Source organism: uncultured Psychromonas sp. (assembly GCF_947489755.1).
Taxonomy (GTDB): domain Bacteria; phylum Pseudomonadota; class Gammaproteobacteria; order Enterobacterales; family Psychromonadaceae; genus Psychromonas.
In genome coordinates this window covers 19044-35088 of sequence record NZ_CANLFB010000005.1, presented here as the reverse complement: position 1 = coordinate 35088, position 16045 = coordinate 19044, and the positions used below count along the sequence as shown (strand labels likewise).

Below are 16045 nucleotides of genomic sequence, written 5' to 3'. Positions count from 1 at the left end.
GTGGATAGCGGTTAATAAACTTCTTTGAGTTACTTTATATGTTAATGACTGTTCATTTGTTATCTGTGCTTTGAAATTAGGTTTTACTATATTGCGATATGATTTCTAGACTACTTTTAAACTTTAAGCTTTTGATAAAAAATAAAATTACCGTAATATGAGTTTTGTACAGTTTTTATGTGTCATTTTTGTGAAAAGTGGCTTTTTATTTAATAAGTTGCTACAGCAAAGGATTTTAGTTTGTCGCTAATTACACTCATAATTGAAGAAATGAAATTTGTATTTGATATTGACGGAATAGTGCAAACTATAGCAATTGTATTGACTGCATTGTTCACATTATTTGCTGCTTTAGCAGCGATGCATTCGGCTAGAACTTCAGCAAGACAACTTCAAACAAGTTTAAACAGGGAAGATAAAATTAATTTTCTTGGCCTACTTGATGCGTTAGAGAAAACTTACGATATTCGTTTTCTAACGAGAGGAATTCTTTACGAAAAATTAAAAGATTTCAATATATATATAAAATCATACGAGTCTTACGTTAATTCAACAAATGACACGGTTAAACGAGTATTTTCATTCGATACTGAAATTAAAACAGGAAAAAACTTTAAAGGAGAGGAAGGAGAGTCTCCTGAGTTATTCAAGGCTTACTTGGATTATGTGAAGGATGTAAGTCTTCTATTTGAATTTGAGTTCGTGATTCCTGATGGTAGTGAGTATGTCATTGAATATTCTCATGGCATAGTTATTCCTATCTATTCTATAGATCCAGACAAAATTGTTTATGTTGTAGACACCATTGCTCATGAACTATTAGGGCATAAAGATACAAAAATTCATGAGCAGGATCTTGGGGTAAATAGACAACGAAGCTTTGAGTATTTTGAAGTATTTAGATCTAAATACAAAGACCAAAAATATCTTCTGTATCAATATATCGAAAATAAATAGGGGCGGAACTGAATTACACAGTATTAAGTCTTTGCAACCTAGCTTTTGTATTTTTCTTTGTTTGAAGGATACCCATTTTTAAAATATTAGTATAGCAATGGGGTTATTCTGACTTTTACTTATGCAAAATAAACGATATTACAGAAACCTATTAGCAGATCTCCAGTTAACTAAAAGCTTAAAATATTAACCTATGTGGCTACTTCATTGTCCCGTCAAGTTTCCCCAAGGTAACGATTCATTTTAGCAACAGCAAACAGGACGTTTGCTGTAATGTCAGAATGGCCATGGACGGCCATCCTGAAATGGTGCGTTTAAAATGAATGGTTAGCTTGGATTAGGAAACGTCACGGGTGGCTTTTCTTTTGGTTCTGTTTTCTTTGGCCATTTAAAGAAAATGAACCCGCCGCAAGGGCGGAATACCAAGGTCAGTCGTAATCAAAAAGCCCTAATGAGCGCAGACGAACTACACCAAACTAATCTAATTCAAACTGCTGCACTGAAAGTAGACGAAGCTAGCAAGCTAAGATAATTCACCTGCCCCGATGAGCGCAGACGAATCTATACCAAGCTAATCTAATTCAAATTACTACACTAAACGCTGACGAAGTCGACAAACTAAACACCAAGATTGATAATTATCTAATTTACAACCCTTGTTGATATTGTGCATTGGTCGATACCGTCACCATACCTGTCACCGTTGCAGCGGCTTGTTGGTCGCCCGCTAAGAAATCCTCAAAGTGTTTAATTAATTGCACTTTATCTTGCTTCTCTTTTGAACCTGAACCAATGTCCGTTAGGTCAATGAAAAACTCATCAAATAAATCAGAGAAGTCTCTTACCGCATCAAAGTTTAAGAATTGTTCGTGGTTGTAAATACTTGGGTAACCACCTAACTGTTTATCAACGGCGAAAGAGATCCCTTTCACGTTGGTAATCGTTGTCGCTTTTTGGCACTTCAACATACAGCCATCTTCAATACTTGGTTTGTTACAGCCAACGGTTTGTTGGAAGAAACACTGACGACTAGTCATCATCAGAATAGGGTGGTAAATGCTGTATAACATTTTGAAGTTAGCTGGGCGTTTGATGTTTTTAATTTGGTTACGGTTGATTTCGTTTGAGATAAACGCACCGGCACAATTTAGCTCTTCTTGCATGGTTAATAATGCGTAAGAGTTAGTGGTGTTTAAAAACGGACCTGCAATCCACTCAATACCCATTTCAAAGGCTTTATGTGCAATACCGGTATTATTAGTGACGATACGTGCAGGTTTTAACTCTTCAAGTATACGCACGGCTTCGATGTAATCTTTACCAATTAACACCGCCGGGAACCAAGGTATAAAGCGTGGATTACGCGCTAAAATATCACGTTGCTTGTTACAACGTTTTTTAAAGCTTTCTGGTAACTTGAAGTAGATGTCTGCGTTTGTTACGTCACCTAAGTGTGCATCTTTTTCATCGCTGATTAATATTGATAACGTTGGTGTTTCATTTAATTTAGGGTGTGACGTTAACGGTGGAAGTGTTACCGCTGAAATCACGTCTTTTTCACCATTAAGGTAGTAAGCCACTTTGTTTTTAACGTCTGTTAATTCTTTAAACGGAATCGTTAAGCTATCAGCCAGTTGTGAGAAATCAAATTCAGCAACGTTATAGCGACTGTTTTTAAAGCTTTTAAAACGTTTTGCAATGGCGTCTGATGTCACTGCTGATTGCTCTGAAGCTATCATTTTTGAGTTAGATTCTACTACAAAAGTTTTTTCATCAATCACGATAGTTACGGTGAACGGTTTATCCAACTGCCCTGAGAAGCTTAATGATAAATCGCTTTTATCGATATTTAAGGTCGCTACTTTAGCGGCTACTTCGTCGACTATTTTATTTTTATCGTCACGTAAGTCTTGTTGTACTTCTTGAATTTGTACGACTGAAATTGCATTATTTTTTTCATTGGCATGGGTAAAGCTGTTATCGCGAGGATTGTCGATAAACATGTCTTTAGTTAGGTTGCCTTTCAAAAACGAGTTAGTGAAATCACGGTTAAAGACTTTATATAAAGCAGAGTCATCGGCTAATAGTTTACCGGTATCCACAAAGGTATTGATTTGTTGGCGCCAGCTATCGACGACGGTATGCACGTATTGTGCGCCTTTAATACGACCTTCAATTTTTAATGAGTCAACACCTGCTTCTACTAAATCAGGTAAATCAAACCACGCAGAGTTATCTTTTAAATTAAGAGGGAATTTATTACCTGCAGCAGTCACTTCATATTCATCACGACAAGCTTGGCTACAACGACCACGGTTACCTGAATTACCGACACTCACTGAGCTTGAGTAACATTGCCCTGAAAAGGCGATACATAATGCACCGTGTACAAAGACTTCGGTTAAGACTTCGTTATCGTGTGCTAATGCAGTGAGGATCTTGATTTCAGTTAGGTTTAATTCGCGTGATAAATTAGCGCGTGTTGCCCCAATTTTAGCAAGGAATAAAATTTGACCTTCATTGTGTGTGGTGAGCTGCGTTGATGCATGAATATGTAAGCTTGGGAAAAACTTTTTAACCAGATTAAAAATACCTAAATCCTGCACGATGATGCCATCGATACCGGTATTCACGAGTTGATTTAATAGTTTAGTGAGCGTTGGAATTTCATGCTCTAAAATCACCACGTTTAGTGTGAGAAAAACCTCACATTCATATTCGTGTGCCAGCTTAATGATGCCGACTAAATCATCAAATGAAAGGTTAGCAGCACGGTTACGAGCATTAAAAATATCTAAACCACAATAAATGGCATTAGCGCCAGCAATGATCGCCGCTTTGATTGCGTCAACATCGCCACCAGGGGCTAATAATTCGATTTTTCTACTCATAACTTTTCACCATCTATTTGATTCATTTTTATTTTGAGGCGCGAGTTTACCCTTATCCATGGCGTTTTACTATGCTATCTCGGCTGTAGAATTAATAAGCGTTTATTTTTATCATGATTTTTTCCGTAGCGACCTAATAGCCCTTATTTTATTCTGTGTTTATTAGGTAACTTTAGGGATAAACTAGACTCTATAATGTAATAATTTCATCACCTATTAAATTTATGATCAACATTTCAATTTGATGAACAGTTAAATAGGTATTCTTTACTCTTTTTTCTACTCTAATATTGTTAACACAATGAAAGGATAAAACATGATTGAATTAGGCCAAAAATTACCCGCTGCAACACTAAGCCAACTCACTGCTGATGGCATGGTTAAACATGATGTGACAGAACTTTTTGCTGGAAAAAAAGTTGTCTTATTTGCGGTACCGGGTGCATTTACACCAACGTGTTCTGAAGCGCATTTACCAGGTTATGTTGTCCTTGCTGATAAGTTACAGGCAAAGGGCGTTGATTTAATTGCTTGTGTTGCGGTTAATGATGCCTTTGTTATGAAAGCATGGGGTGAAGTGCATAATGCTTCTGAGTTATTAATGTTAGGCGACGGTGATGCAAGCTTCACTAAAGCATTAGGGTTATCAATGGATACTGAAGGTTTCGGTGGTATTCGTTCACAACGTTATGCAATGGTTATTGAAGACGGTACTGTGACGTTATTAAATGTTGAAGATGCTGGTGAGTTTGAAGCGAGTACTGCTGAAACGGTATTAGCTGCGCTTTAATCGTTTAGTTAACGATGCTATTTAAACTATAGTATTTTAAGTCCACTATCGGCTCTAAAAAAATATCTAAAAACGGAAGCTGAGCTTCCGTTTTTTATTGTTTTTTAAATGGTCTAAAAAGTAAATGTAAAATAATCAGTTGGTAGGGGCTGTTATTCAAATAAGTTTCCAGTTGTTGTTCTTTTAATTGTTTTCATGGCTGTTAGTCACATTGATAACTCACTTTTAAGCGCTGAATAACATCACCCTTTATAGCATCAACCTTTATAACATTGCTCTAAAACATTAATCTAAATTAGGCTAATGGGTTAACAGCATCGCTTAAATCTGGGAAATAACAAATCACTTCCACACCCGCTTCTTTAGCTTGTTCAAACAAGTCTGCATATTTTTTATCAATAAAGTCTGCTGCTTGTACTCGTTTAATACCTGAATGTAACACTGCAAATAAAAGAATACTGCGATGACCTTGCTGTTTCATTTCAATTAATTCACGTAAGTGTTTTTGCCCACGAGTGGTTACTGCATCGGGAAAATATCCATCACCCATTTGATGGCGCTCATCTAATAGTGTGCAACTTTTCACTTCTACATAACAGTTCGCTTTATGGTCATCGGTTAATAGAAAGTCGATACGACTATTTTCTTCACCATACTTCACTTCAGCTTTACAGTGTTGGTAGCCCAGAAGTTCTGGAATTAACGCTTGTTGAATCGCTTCCCCAACTAATGCATTGGCTTTAGCGGTATTCACACATATCCAGTGGCCAGCTTGAGTTAATGTAAATTCCCACGTGTATTGGTATTTACGTTTTTTATTATTAGAAGTGCTGTAAAAAACACTGTCGCCAGGTTCTGCGCAGCCAGTCATTGCACCTGTATTTGCACAGTAAATGGTCGTTTCAGTCCCATCTTCAAGGATGACATCAGCTAAAAATCGCTTATAGCGTTTTATTAATATTGCTGTTTTTAGAGGTGTTTCAAATAGCATTTTCACTTATACCTTTATGGTTTAATTCATTATTTTTAATCAAGTGGTTACTTACTTTTAATAGTTTACCAACAATTTTGTAACAATTTAGTCATATTTTAATTATTCAGCTCTTTACTATTTAAATGATAATGATTACCATTACATTATTTGGTGGTTGTATAGTTACCGAATGATTTTTCAAACGACGATAAGTTTTTTAAAAGGGAGCACCAAAAACACATGGAACTGGAGGAGTCTGATATGACCATTCAAATCGAAATAGACGAAGATAAGCTAATGCATTTATTCGAGCAGGGCGTGTTATGTGCCTCTGATTTTCGTTGTTTAAATAGTGAGTCAAAGCAACAAGTTTCAAAATTATGTCTGACTAGTTGCTCTAAACGTTTAAAAAAGATCACCTGTAACATTCCTATTGCTATGTATAAACAAGCGCACTAACACTTTCCATTTATCAATGATCTCAAAGGATTTTCTCTAAATACTCGGTCGCTTGGTTTGTTTTAACTTATGCCCTGTACAGAGGGCTTAATATCGATGTTAGTCTTTTTTATTGCCGTTGTCAGATATAAGCCAGTAAGCAAGTCGTTGCTGAAAGGTTTCCTTAAGTTTCATTAAATTAATATGCTTAAATCGCTATTTAATATGCTGGCTATTATTACATTTCCTAAACAGATCACGTAAACTACGCGCTTATTTTTTAAGCCACTTTTCAGGTGAATCATGATACGTCTCAACCAAGTTAAATTACCGCTCGACCACAATGAAGATGCGTTGCAGCAGTTTGTATTAACAAAGCTAAATATTACAGCACAGCAATTGGTTAATATTCATGTATTTAAACGTGGTTATGACGCGCGTAAAAAGAATCAGATAACACTGATTTATACACTTGATATCACTTTAACAGATGTTGACGAAGCGACATTATTGAGTGATTTTGAAACAGATCAAAATGTACGTGTTTCTCCAGATACCGATTATAAATATGTTGCGACAGCGCCAGCCGATTTAACTGAGCGCCCACTCGTTATTGGTATGGGACCTTGTGGTTTATTCGTTGCGTTAATGTTGGCACAAATGGGTTTTAAGCCGATTGTATTAGAACGCGGTAAGTCTGTTCATGAACGTGCAAAAGATACGTTCCGTTTTTGGCGTACCAGTGAATTAAATACTGAATCAAACGTGCAGTTTGGTGAAGGCGGGGCAGGAACGTTCTCTGACGGTAAATTGTATAGCCAAGTTAAAGATCCTGGCTTCAAAGGCTTAAAGGTAAAACAAGAGTTTGTTGCTGCGGGCGCACCTGCTGAAATTATCTATGTAAGTAAACCGCATATTGGTACCTATAAGCTTGTGACCATGGTAGAAAAAATGCGTCGTCAAATCATCGAATTAGGTGGTGAGATCCGTTTTGAAACACGTGTTGAAGAAATCAATATGGAAGAAGTTGATGGTCATAAGCAAGTGACGGGTGTGACGTTAAACGGTGGTGAAGTGATTCATTCTCGTTACGTAACGGCTGCTATTGGTCATAGTGCCCGTGATACTTTCCAAATGTTACATGACAAAGGCGTACACATGGACGCACAGTCATTTTCTATTGGTTTCCGTATTGAACATAAGCAAGAGATGATTGACCAGGCGCGATTTGGTCTTAATGCAGGACATCCAATTTTAGGTGCTGCCGATTACAAACTTGTACATCACTGTAAAAATGGCCGAAGTGTATATAGTTTCTGTATGTGTCCGGGTGGTGTTGTTGTTGCGGCAACCTCTGAAGAACATGCCGTAGTAACCAATGGTATGAGCCAGTATTCACGTAGTGAGCGTAATGCCAATAGTGCGATTGTGGTTGGAATTTCACCTGAAGACTTTAATAACGATCCGTTACAAGGGGTTGCGCTACAACGTAAATTAGAGCGCCATGCTTATATTATGGGCGGCAGTAATTATGATGCTCCTGCGCAGATGGTTGGTGATTTCCTTGCTGCGGGTAGCGGTAAACCTTATGAAAACGTTGAACCATCATATAAACCAAACGTGAAAATGACTGATTTGAGTGAAGCATTGCCACAGTTTGCTATTGACGCGATTCGTGAAGCATTACCTGCTTTTGCTAAGAAAATTCGTGGTTTTGATAGTAAAGATGCGATGCTAACAGGGGTTGAAACACGTACTTCATCGCCAATCCAAATTAAACGTGGTGACGATTTCCAAAGTGTTAATACACAAGGTTTATACCCAGGTGGTGAAGGCGCTGGTTATGCTGGTGGTATTTTATCTGCGGGAATTGATGGTATTAAAATTGCTGAAGCAGTCGCGTTAAAAATGTTGGCTGATTTAGACGCTTAGAAGCGACTACTCGACTCTAAATAAAGTAAAACTGAAAAAGGTAATCTTGCATTAAGCATGATTACCTTTTTGTTATTTGAGCGTCATTAAAATATAAGCCTTCAGTTTTAGACTTCAAGAATGGGGATCGGGCTAGTATTTTGTGATGCGGCAAAGTCGATCAGTTCTAGTAACTTGTCTTGAATGATCACTAAGTTTCTAGACTGTACCGCTTCCTCTAACGGTTCATTTAAAGACAAGCCATAACTACGATATCCAGCCTTTGTTGGGATAGACAATGACATCGGAATACCTTGTGCAACACCACCACCAATCAGTTCTATTGCACGATCTCTAATTAAGACAACTTTAGGATCTTGTATCGGTTGAAAGATAATGCCATTTTCATCAGAACGTAACATGATGCCTGACAGATCTGGGCGCCAACTGTCATCCAATTGCCCCATAAAGCGCCATGCACAATACCAATCTTGACAAACAGAAGGACGTTGCAGATAAATTTTACAACCGCCTGCTTCCATTAAATTTTCACAAGCTTGGTTGGCTGGTTTCTTGAAATTTTTGTCATCAATAAGAAGTTCAACACAACAGGCTGTACATTCTCCACATTCTCGATTTTTGACTAAATGTGATTCGTTATCTTCACTCATTCTTACTACTCATTTATTGCGTGTTATGACCATCATGTAACGACTGGTTATGTTAGTGATTGTATTCGCTATTAGCCAAGTTGTTTTGCTTGTTTTAGCTCTTTGTTAACTTGGTTTTAGAAAATATGCGCGAATAGTACAGTAATCGATGTGTTTATTCAGCGTCTGTTTTATTTGTATCGATATAGCCAATAAATAAAGTTTATCTATAAACTTTAAATAAATTTAAGCATGTAACCATACGATTATCTTTGGTTGATTTGTTATGACTACGGTTTATGTTTGATCATTTAACTCACCTCTCTCTTCTTGATTTTTTAACATTGACAATTTGTACTTCTACTTAAAAATCCTGTATATCTAAGACTCTCAATTTATTAGCTTTTTCGGATTAAGGAATAGAAATGAATATTGTTTTATTAGATGCATTAACGTTAGGTGATAGTGATTTATCGGTTTTTGATGGGTTAGGAGAGCTCACTGTTTATCAAACAACAAGCTCAGAAGAAACGTCAGAAAGATTGGCTGGGCAACAAGTCGTTATTACTAATAAGGTGGTGATCACCGCTGAGCATATGGCAAGTCATCCTGAGTTAAAGCTAATTTGTATTTCAGCAACAGGGACTAATAATGTTGATTTAATTGCTGCTGAAAAGGCCGGAATTGAAGTTAAAAATGTATCGGGTTATTCAACTGAAAGCGTTAGCCAATCAACTTTTTCTTTATTATTTCAGTTAATTCATCAAAGCCGTTATTACGATCAATATATCGCGGAAAAACAATGGTGTGACAGCCCAATATTTACGCACATAGCACGCCCTTTTTATGAGTTGAAAGGCAAACGTTGGGGCATTATCGCAATGGGCACTATAGGGCAACGTGTTGCTGAACTTGCGGGTGCTTTTGGATGTGATGTTTGTTATTACTCGACGTCAGGTAAAAATACCCAACAAAGTATTCCACAAGTTAGCTTAGCAACATTATTAAGTGAATGTGATGTTATTTCTATCCATGCGCCATTTAATGCACAAACTGAAAACCTGATTGGTGCTGAACAGCTAAAACAGTTAAAAGCAGGGGCTGTGATCATGAATTTAGGGCGAGGTGGTATTATCGACGAAGCTGCGATGGCTGAGGCGTTAGAAACACAAGATATCTATCATGCAACTGACGTACTAGCGGTTGAGCCGATGTTAGCTAATCACCCTTATCTATCATTAAAAGCATCACATCGTTTAGTGATAACACCGCATACAGCTTGGGCAAGTGTAGAAGCCCGTGAATGCTTAATAGGAAAAGTAATAGATAACATTAATAGCTTTGTAGATAGTCAGTAGAGCCATTAAAAATTCGTAAAAAAGCCCCGCTCTATTGGTATAAAGCGGGGCTTTTTAATATTAATAATTAATACCAATCTAAGTCATTATCTCATCATTTGTGCTTGTTAAAATAAGCGCTAGTTTTGTTGTTAATGTTGTAATGAGAATAACTAGTTACTGCAATCAACACCTTGCTATGATCCATTTTCCCTAACGCCTAAATAGATCATTTATTTATTCAGATTGGTATCATATTACTGCTTAGCTTAACCTGGAAAGAAAATAAGTTTAGCTAAGAATAAAATAGCTAAGAACCAAACACTGAGGGTTAACTCTTTTGATTTACCACTAGCTACTTTAATAGCCGCATAAGCAATAAAACCAATCGAGATACCATTCGCTATTGAGAATGTTAATGGCATCATTAATGCAATAATCACGACTGGAGCTGCTTCTGTGATATCTTCCCAGTTAATGCTTTTTAAGCCACCAACCATTAATACTGCAACATACAATAACGCACCAGCAGTCGCGTAAGCGGGTACCATACCTGCTAATGGCGCAAAGAATAAAGCCAGTAAGAATAAAACACCTACAACGACAGCCGTTAAACCAGTACGACCACCTTCAGCAACACCCGCGACACTTTCTATGTAACTTGTTGTGGTTGATGTACCTAACATTGACCCTGCTATTGATGCGCCACTATCGGCTAATAAAGCACGGTTTAAACGAGGTAAGTTACCGTCTTTATCTAATAATTTAGCTTTATCTGCGACAGCGATTAAGGTACCTGAGGTATCAAATAAATCGACAAATAAGAATGCAAAAACAACACTAACCATGCCAACATTAAACGCACCAGCGATATCCATTTGCATGAAAGTCGGGGCAATACTTGGTGGCATTGAGATGATACCGGTGTATTGAACATCGCCCACTATCAAACCAATAATCGTCACGCCTAAAATAGCGAACATGACGCCACCTTTAACGCGAAAATGCGCTAAGGCGATAGTTGCAATAAACGCTACACAAGCAAGCACTGCTGGAAGTGATGTCATGTCACCTAGCCCAACGAGTGTCGCTGGGTTGGCAACTACAATACCTGCATTTTTAAGTGCGATTAACGCAAGAAATAAACCAATACCGGCTGCAATACCTTTACGCATCGGTAATGGAATTGAGTTGATTATCCATTCACGAATTTTAAATAAACTTAATAAAGTAAAGCAAACACCCGATAGGAATACTGCGCCTAATGCCACTTCCCAAGTGTAACCCATGTGTAAAACAACTACGTATGAGAAGAAAGCATTAAGCCCCATTCCTGGTGCTAGCGCAACAGGGTAGTTAGCATATAATCCCATGATGAAACAACCAACGGCTGCGGCTAAACAGGTTGCAACAAAGACAGCTCCTGAATCCATACCCGTTGCTGATAACATTGATGGATTAACAAAAATGATATAAGCCATGGTTAAGAAAGTCGTAAAACCAGCAACAATTTCTGTTTTAACATTGCTGTTGTTCGCGCTTAGTTTAAATAATTTTTCTAACATAATTTTTCCATTACTAACGGAGGTGGAGGCCTATTCCCTCTAGCCTTTGGGGTTAAATTCTTTGTGTGAATTTTGCGCAATTATAGAATAACTGATTTTATTAGCTAGCGTAAAAACTAAATTAGAATCGATTGAGGTGTCGTTAGGGGAAAAAGCAAGCAGAATGCCTAATAAAAAAACTGGCCGAAGCCAGTTTTAAATTAAAGCGATGTTACAAAAGAAAATGTAAGCTTATTTTTTAGGTGATTTATTATTAACGACTGAATCGAAGCGTATGCCTTGATCGTTAATATCTAAATTAATATTCATCCGCGCATCGTAGTCCATTAAGAACATTGCTTCTTCTGGAATAATTTCACCCGCTAGTTTTGCCGCATCTGAAATTGGCGTTAATATTTTCTTCGCATCAAAAGATAATTGATAAATCCCATTAGCTGATAACTTCTCAAGTGCTAATTTTTCAGCTTCCTGTAAACCTTTGTTACCATTATAAATGATTAAATGATTACCTTTGATCGCCAGTTGTGGATCTAAGTTTAATTCAGCTGGTGTTGGGAACAGGTTCTTTAATGATATCGCTGGGCCATTATTAGTTAAGTCAACTTGTTGTAACTGAGGCACAAACATTTTAACCGAGTTAAAAATAGCGACTGGATTATCAACGTGTATTGCTAATAATGCATCAAAGGTATCCAATTGTGCTTGGTCATTATTTTCAGAAATACTGTAATCAAATATTGCACCGCTAACGCCTTTAACGCCAGCAGCCATATTTGCACCCATTCCTAACATCGATAATGATTGACCACTTACTTCAATTTGATATTGCATATCTGCTAGCGGCGCGCATTGGTAACTTGGCGTTATTAAGTTCGCTAGAATATCTGTAAGAGAGCTAGAAAGTTGACTAACATCTAAACCAATTGATGTTGCAATGACGTTATTATCAAAATTCTGAGTGTAGTTAGGAATGTAACCACGTAATGCTTTCAGGGCATCTAATATGACTTGGTTTTTACTTTCGATGACCGCTGAGAACCCTAATGTTGATTCGTCTTTACTGATGTCCATTTGAGTATAACCAAATACAGTGCGAGGCCAGTTTTTTGCAATGCCATTAAACTCGTTTTTACAGACGTCTGTTTGGAGCATTTCAAATGGGTTTTGACCCTCTTCTTTACTAAGTTCAGTTAACTGTTTAGCAAGCTGATTGTCGCCTTTGCTCGTTAACCCTTTTATGATTTCGATATTGTTGATGAAGCCAACACTAGCATCAGAGAATTCATGTTGTTTAATGATATCGGAAATAGTGTTTGTATCGGCTAATGATTTATTTGGTTTTTCTAAACCCAGTGCCATTGCCAATAGGTCTTCAGATACAAAGTCACCTTCAATTGTGACTGTGAGCATACCGTTTGACTGTGCAACCAGTAGATTGATTGATTTTCCGTTGTTGTTTTCTGTTAACGGGTAAGTTCGGTAAGCTAAGTCTTTCAGTTTACCTTCTTTATGAATGAAACCTGTTTCTTGCTCATTTTTGTCTAATAAATCCCAGATAGCCTGTGGGTTTTGAACTTCAATTTTTAACACGGGTAATAAACCCAAAGTGTAAAAGTAACCACGTACTTGATCTGCTAAACCAAATGTTTTAACCAACAAGTCTGCATCTGATAAACCATCTTGATAAGCTTTCATTAAATTAGCTAAAAAGTGCATTGAAGGTGTATCTTGGTCATATAAAGATTCAATTTGAGCTTGATCTGATGGATCAATTAAATGCGGAGAAGAAGCAATATAATCTTTAATAGGGAAAGGTGTTAATTGTCCAGCAAAGAAGGGCGTATCAGCAGGAACGTAGCTTAATACATTATCATCTGAACCTTGTTGTTGGTATATGTAAGCTGAAGCACCAACGGCAACGACAGCGATAGGGATTAATAATTTCTTCACAGTTAAAACTCCATCATTCATTTCTGAGTATTGTGACCAATCGTTAGCCACGCTTCATTTTTATAAAAACATTGTACCAAATCGGTTAAAAAGTTGACCTATTTTTACTGGTTAACATAATGACATCTGTGTTGTGATGTTAGTAAAAAAGCAGACTTTTTTGTTAACTTACATTTGCTATAAAGCCATTTTCTTTACTAAAATTTAACTCACAAACTTAACTCTATTAGTCTCCATAAAGATGATCCATAAGATGTTATATAGCAGTATTGCATCACGCCTTCGAAGAGCCATTAGTGAATATTGTGCTGGGCTCATATTGCGTATTTAAGGGGTAAGTCTATTGGTCATCTAATTTGATATAATGTTCATTTAAATTACTCGATATTTAACATTTGTAGTGACTATTTAACGTCTAAGTATTATTTTTTTTGATAACGTAAATCTTTTAAATTAAAACCAAGTTCAATTTGGGTTTTTAATGAGACTAATTGCTTTGATAGCAGTGCATCATGATAATTTTCTTGTACCTTTAACAAACGCTTATCAACGGGTTCTGTTTGCGGATGAGCTAACATGGCATCTAAACTTTGATATTGTTGTAATAGAGCTAACGCGCCTTTGTTACCAACACCTTCTACACCTTTGATATGACTGCTACTAATACCTATGATCGCCCAATAGTCAGTTAGCTGATTAATTTTCAATCCCAATTTATGCTCTACATAATAGCTGTCCATATGTAACGATTGAAAGTAATCGTAAATACTGGTGTAAGCATTCAGTAGCTGATAAAACCCTTTGTCTGTTGATACAATAATACAGCGTTGTTGCCTGTATGTTATTTTATAGGCAAGCGTTGCAATTAAGTCATCGGCTTCATCTTGCTCTGTCACTAAAGATTCAATTCCCATTTCATAAAATGCATCTTGGATAGTCGGTAAATAAGCTTTTAATGCTGGGGGGATTGGTTTTCGACCTTGTTTATATTCGGGTAACAGTTGATGGCGCCAGCTTTCTTGATGGCTATCAAAAACACAAATAACATGGGTCGGTTGGTGCGCTCGTAACATTTTTTGTAATGCATTACAGGCAGTGTTGTTCGTTGCACTTAAGGCAAACTCTTGTTTAGCATTCTGTTTTTCTTGAACAGCATAGATACGACGAATTAAATTCATCGCATCTATGATTAATAGTGAAGCACTCATATTAGGTTTTTATCTTATAACAAGGAGTGTAAGCCGTACCGGGTAATTTCATACGACCTTGGTCTATAAAGCTTTTTAATAGTTTATCTACACGCAATATTAAATCTTTTTCACCGGTGAGTTGGAATGGACCATTTTCTTCGATTGATTTAATACCTTCATCTTTAACGTTACCGCCTACAATGCCAGAGAATACACGTCGTAAATTTGATGCTAATTGCTCTTTTGGTTGGTCGCGGTGTAAGACTAAATTAGCCATATTTTCATGGTTTGGGATAAACGGAACTTGAAAGTCTTCAGCAATTTTTAGTGTCCAGTTGAACGAGTAAGCATCACCAATTGCTTTGCGGTACTCTTTCACGCGGTGCATTGATTTTTTAATTAATTTAGCAACCAAAGGCGCATCGTCAATAATGATCTGATAATGTGCTTGTGCCTCTGTGCCTAAAGTATTAACAATAAACTCATCAATCGCTTTGAAATAATCAGCGCTACTTGCGGGGCCTGTTAATACAATCGGTAAAGGCTGACGTTTATTTTCAGGATGCATCATGATCCCAAGAATATATAACAGTTCTTCCGCTGTGCCTGGGCCACCAGGGAAAATAACAATACTGTGTGTGAAACGAACAAAAGCTTCTAAGCGTTTTTCGATATCAGGTAGAATAACCAGTTCATTAACGATTGGGTTTGGTGGCTCGGCCGCAATAATTCCCGGTTCTGTTAAGCCAATATAACGCCCATTACTGACGCGTTGCTTAGCATGACCAACTGCAGCACCTTTCATTGGGCCTTCCATTGCACCTGGCCCACAACCTGTGCAAATATTAAGCTCTCTTAAACCTAATTGGTTACCCACTTCTCGTGTATAAGCAAATTCAATATCGTTAATTGAATGCCCACCCCAACAAACAACAACATTTGGGCTGACACCTGCTTTTAATACATTGGCATTACGTAGAATTGAAAAAACTAAACTGGTGGCTTGTTCACTACTGAACTCTGATGAGAGGGCTGGCTGTAACTGTGTGTTTACATACAATAAATCACGTAATACGGAAAACAAATGATCTTGCATGCCTCTGATCAGAGCACCATCGATATAGGCATCTTCAGGTGGATTTAATAGCTCTAAAATTACGCCGCGCTCTTGATGCAGTACATTAATTTCAAAGTCTTTGTGTCGTTCTAGAATCTCTTTACTGCTATCGGTATGGCTACCTGATTTTAAAACGGCTAAAGAGCATTGTCTGAATAATTGATAAGTTTCGCAAGAGGCACTGTATTTAAGTTGATTTACTTCTAATTGAGAAAGTAGTGCCATACTACCAACGGGACTAATATGTGAAATCATAGCTTCTCCTTATAACTGTCT

At 37.2% G+C, this 16045-nt stretch carries 12 protein-coding genes; 5 read left to right on the top strand and 7 right to left on the bottom strand.

The features are described from left to right. Window positions 1-240 precede the first annotated feature (240 nt). A complete protein-coding gene (locus tag Q0794_RS04065) occupies window positions 241-957 on the top strand; it encodes a hypothetical protein (protein ID WP_298940334.1) in 717 nt (238 codons plus the stop codon). Window positions 958-1604: 647 nt separating this feature from the next. Here Q0794_RS04065 and Q0794_RS04060 read toward each other — a convergent pair. Continuing rightward, window positions 1605-3848 (bottom strand): peptidase U32 family protein, encoded by a 2244-nt coding sequence (locus Q0794_RS04060; RefSeq protein WP_298940332.1) that lies wholly within the window; start codon window positions 3846-3848, stop codon window positions 1605-1607. 316 nt (window positions 3849-4164) lie between these two features. Here Q0794_RS04060 and Q0794_RS04055 point away from each other — a divergent pair, with 316 nt between their 5' ends. Beyond that, window positions 4165-4638, top strand: a complete 474-nt coding sequence (locus Q0794_RS04055) for a peroxiredoxin (RefSeq protein ID WP_298940329.1) — start codon at window positions 4165-4167, stop codon at window positions 4636-4638. A gap of 295 nt (window positions 4639-4933) precedes the next feature. Here Q0794_RS04055 and sfsA read toward each other — a convergent pair whose 3' ends face one another. Further along, on the bottom strand, window positions 4934-5629 hold the full coding sequence (gene sfsA, locus Q0794_RS04050) for a DNA/RNA nuclease SfsA (protein ID WP_298940327.1): 696 nt from the start codon (window positions 5627-5629) through the stop codon (window positions 4934-4936). A 243-nt stretch (window positions 5630-5872) separates the two neighbouring features. On the opposite strand from sfsA, the gene Q0794_RS04045 reads away from it, so the two are divergent. Next, the gene (locus tag Q0794_RS04045; RefSeq protein ID WP_298940325.1) at window positions 5873-6070 is read left to right on the top strand and encodes a hypothetical protein; all 198 of its coding nucleotides are present in this window, start codon (window positions 5873-5875) and stop codon (window positions 6068-6070) included. 282 nt (window positions 6071-6352) lie between these two features. Further along, on the top strand, window positions 6353-7981 hold the full coding sequence (locus Q0794_RS04040; protein ID WP_298940323.1) for an NAD(P)/FAD-dependent oxidoreductase: 1629 nt from the start codon (window positions 6353-6355) through the stop codon (window positions 7979-7981). Window positions 7982-8088: 107 nt separating this feature from the next. Here the strand turns inward: Q0794_RS04040 and Q0794_RS04035 are convergent, their stop codons facing one another. Next, window positions 8089-8631, bottom strand: a complete 543-nt coding sequence (locus Q0794_RS04035; RefSeq protein WP_298940321.1) for a hypothetical protein — start codon at window positions 8629-8631, stop codon at window positions 8089-8091. Window positions 8632-9035: 404 nt separating this feature from the next. Between Q0794_RS04035 and Q0794_RS04030 the strand changes: the two genes are divergently transcribed. Further along, window positions 9036-9968, top strand: coding sequence for a D-2-hydroxyacid dehydrogenase (locus Q0794_RS04030; protein ID WP_298940319.1), 933 nt, complete (start codon window positions 9036-9038; stop codon window positions 9966-9968). Between the two features lie 248 nt (window positions 9969-10216). Here Q0794_RS04030 and Q0794_RS04025 read toward each other — a convergent pair whose 3' ends face one another. The 4 genes from Q0794_RS04025 to ppnN all read right to left on the bottom strand — a co-directional run bounded on the left by Q0794_RS04025 (window position 10217) and on the right by ppnN (window position 16024). Beyond that, window positions 10217-11512, bottom strand: a complete 1296-nt coding sequence (locus Q0794_RS04025) for an NCS2 family permease (protein WP_298940317.1) — start codon at window positions 11510-11512, stop codon at window positions 10217-10219. A 231-nt stretch (window positions 11513-11743) separates the two neighbouring features. Further along, window positions 11744-13462, bottom strand: coding sequence for a hypothetical protein (locus tag Q0794_RS04020; RefSeq protein WP_298940315.1), 1719 nt, complete (start codon window positions 13460-13462; stop codon window positions 11744-11746). Between the two features lie 422 nt (window positions 13463-13884). Beyond that, window positions 13885-14670 (bottom strand): flap endonuclease Xni, encoded by a 786-nt coding sequence (gene xni, locus Q0794_RS04015; protein WP_298940313.1) that lies wholly within the window; start codon window positions 14668-14670, stop codon window positions 13885-13887. A 1-nt stretch (window position 14671) separates the two neighbouring features. Continuing rightward, window positions 14672-16024, bottom strand: coding sequence for a nucleotide 5'-monophosphate nucleosidase PpnN (gene ppnN, locus Q0794_RS04010; protein ID WP_298940311.1), 1353 nt, complete (start codon window positions 16022-16024; stop codon window positions 14672-14674). Window positions 16025-16045 lie beyond the last annotated feature (21 nt).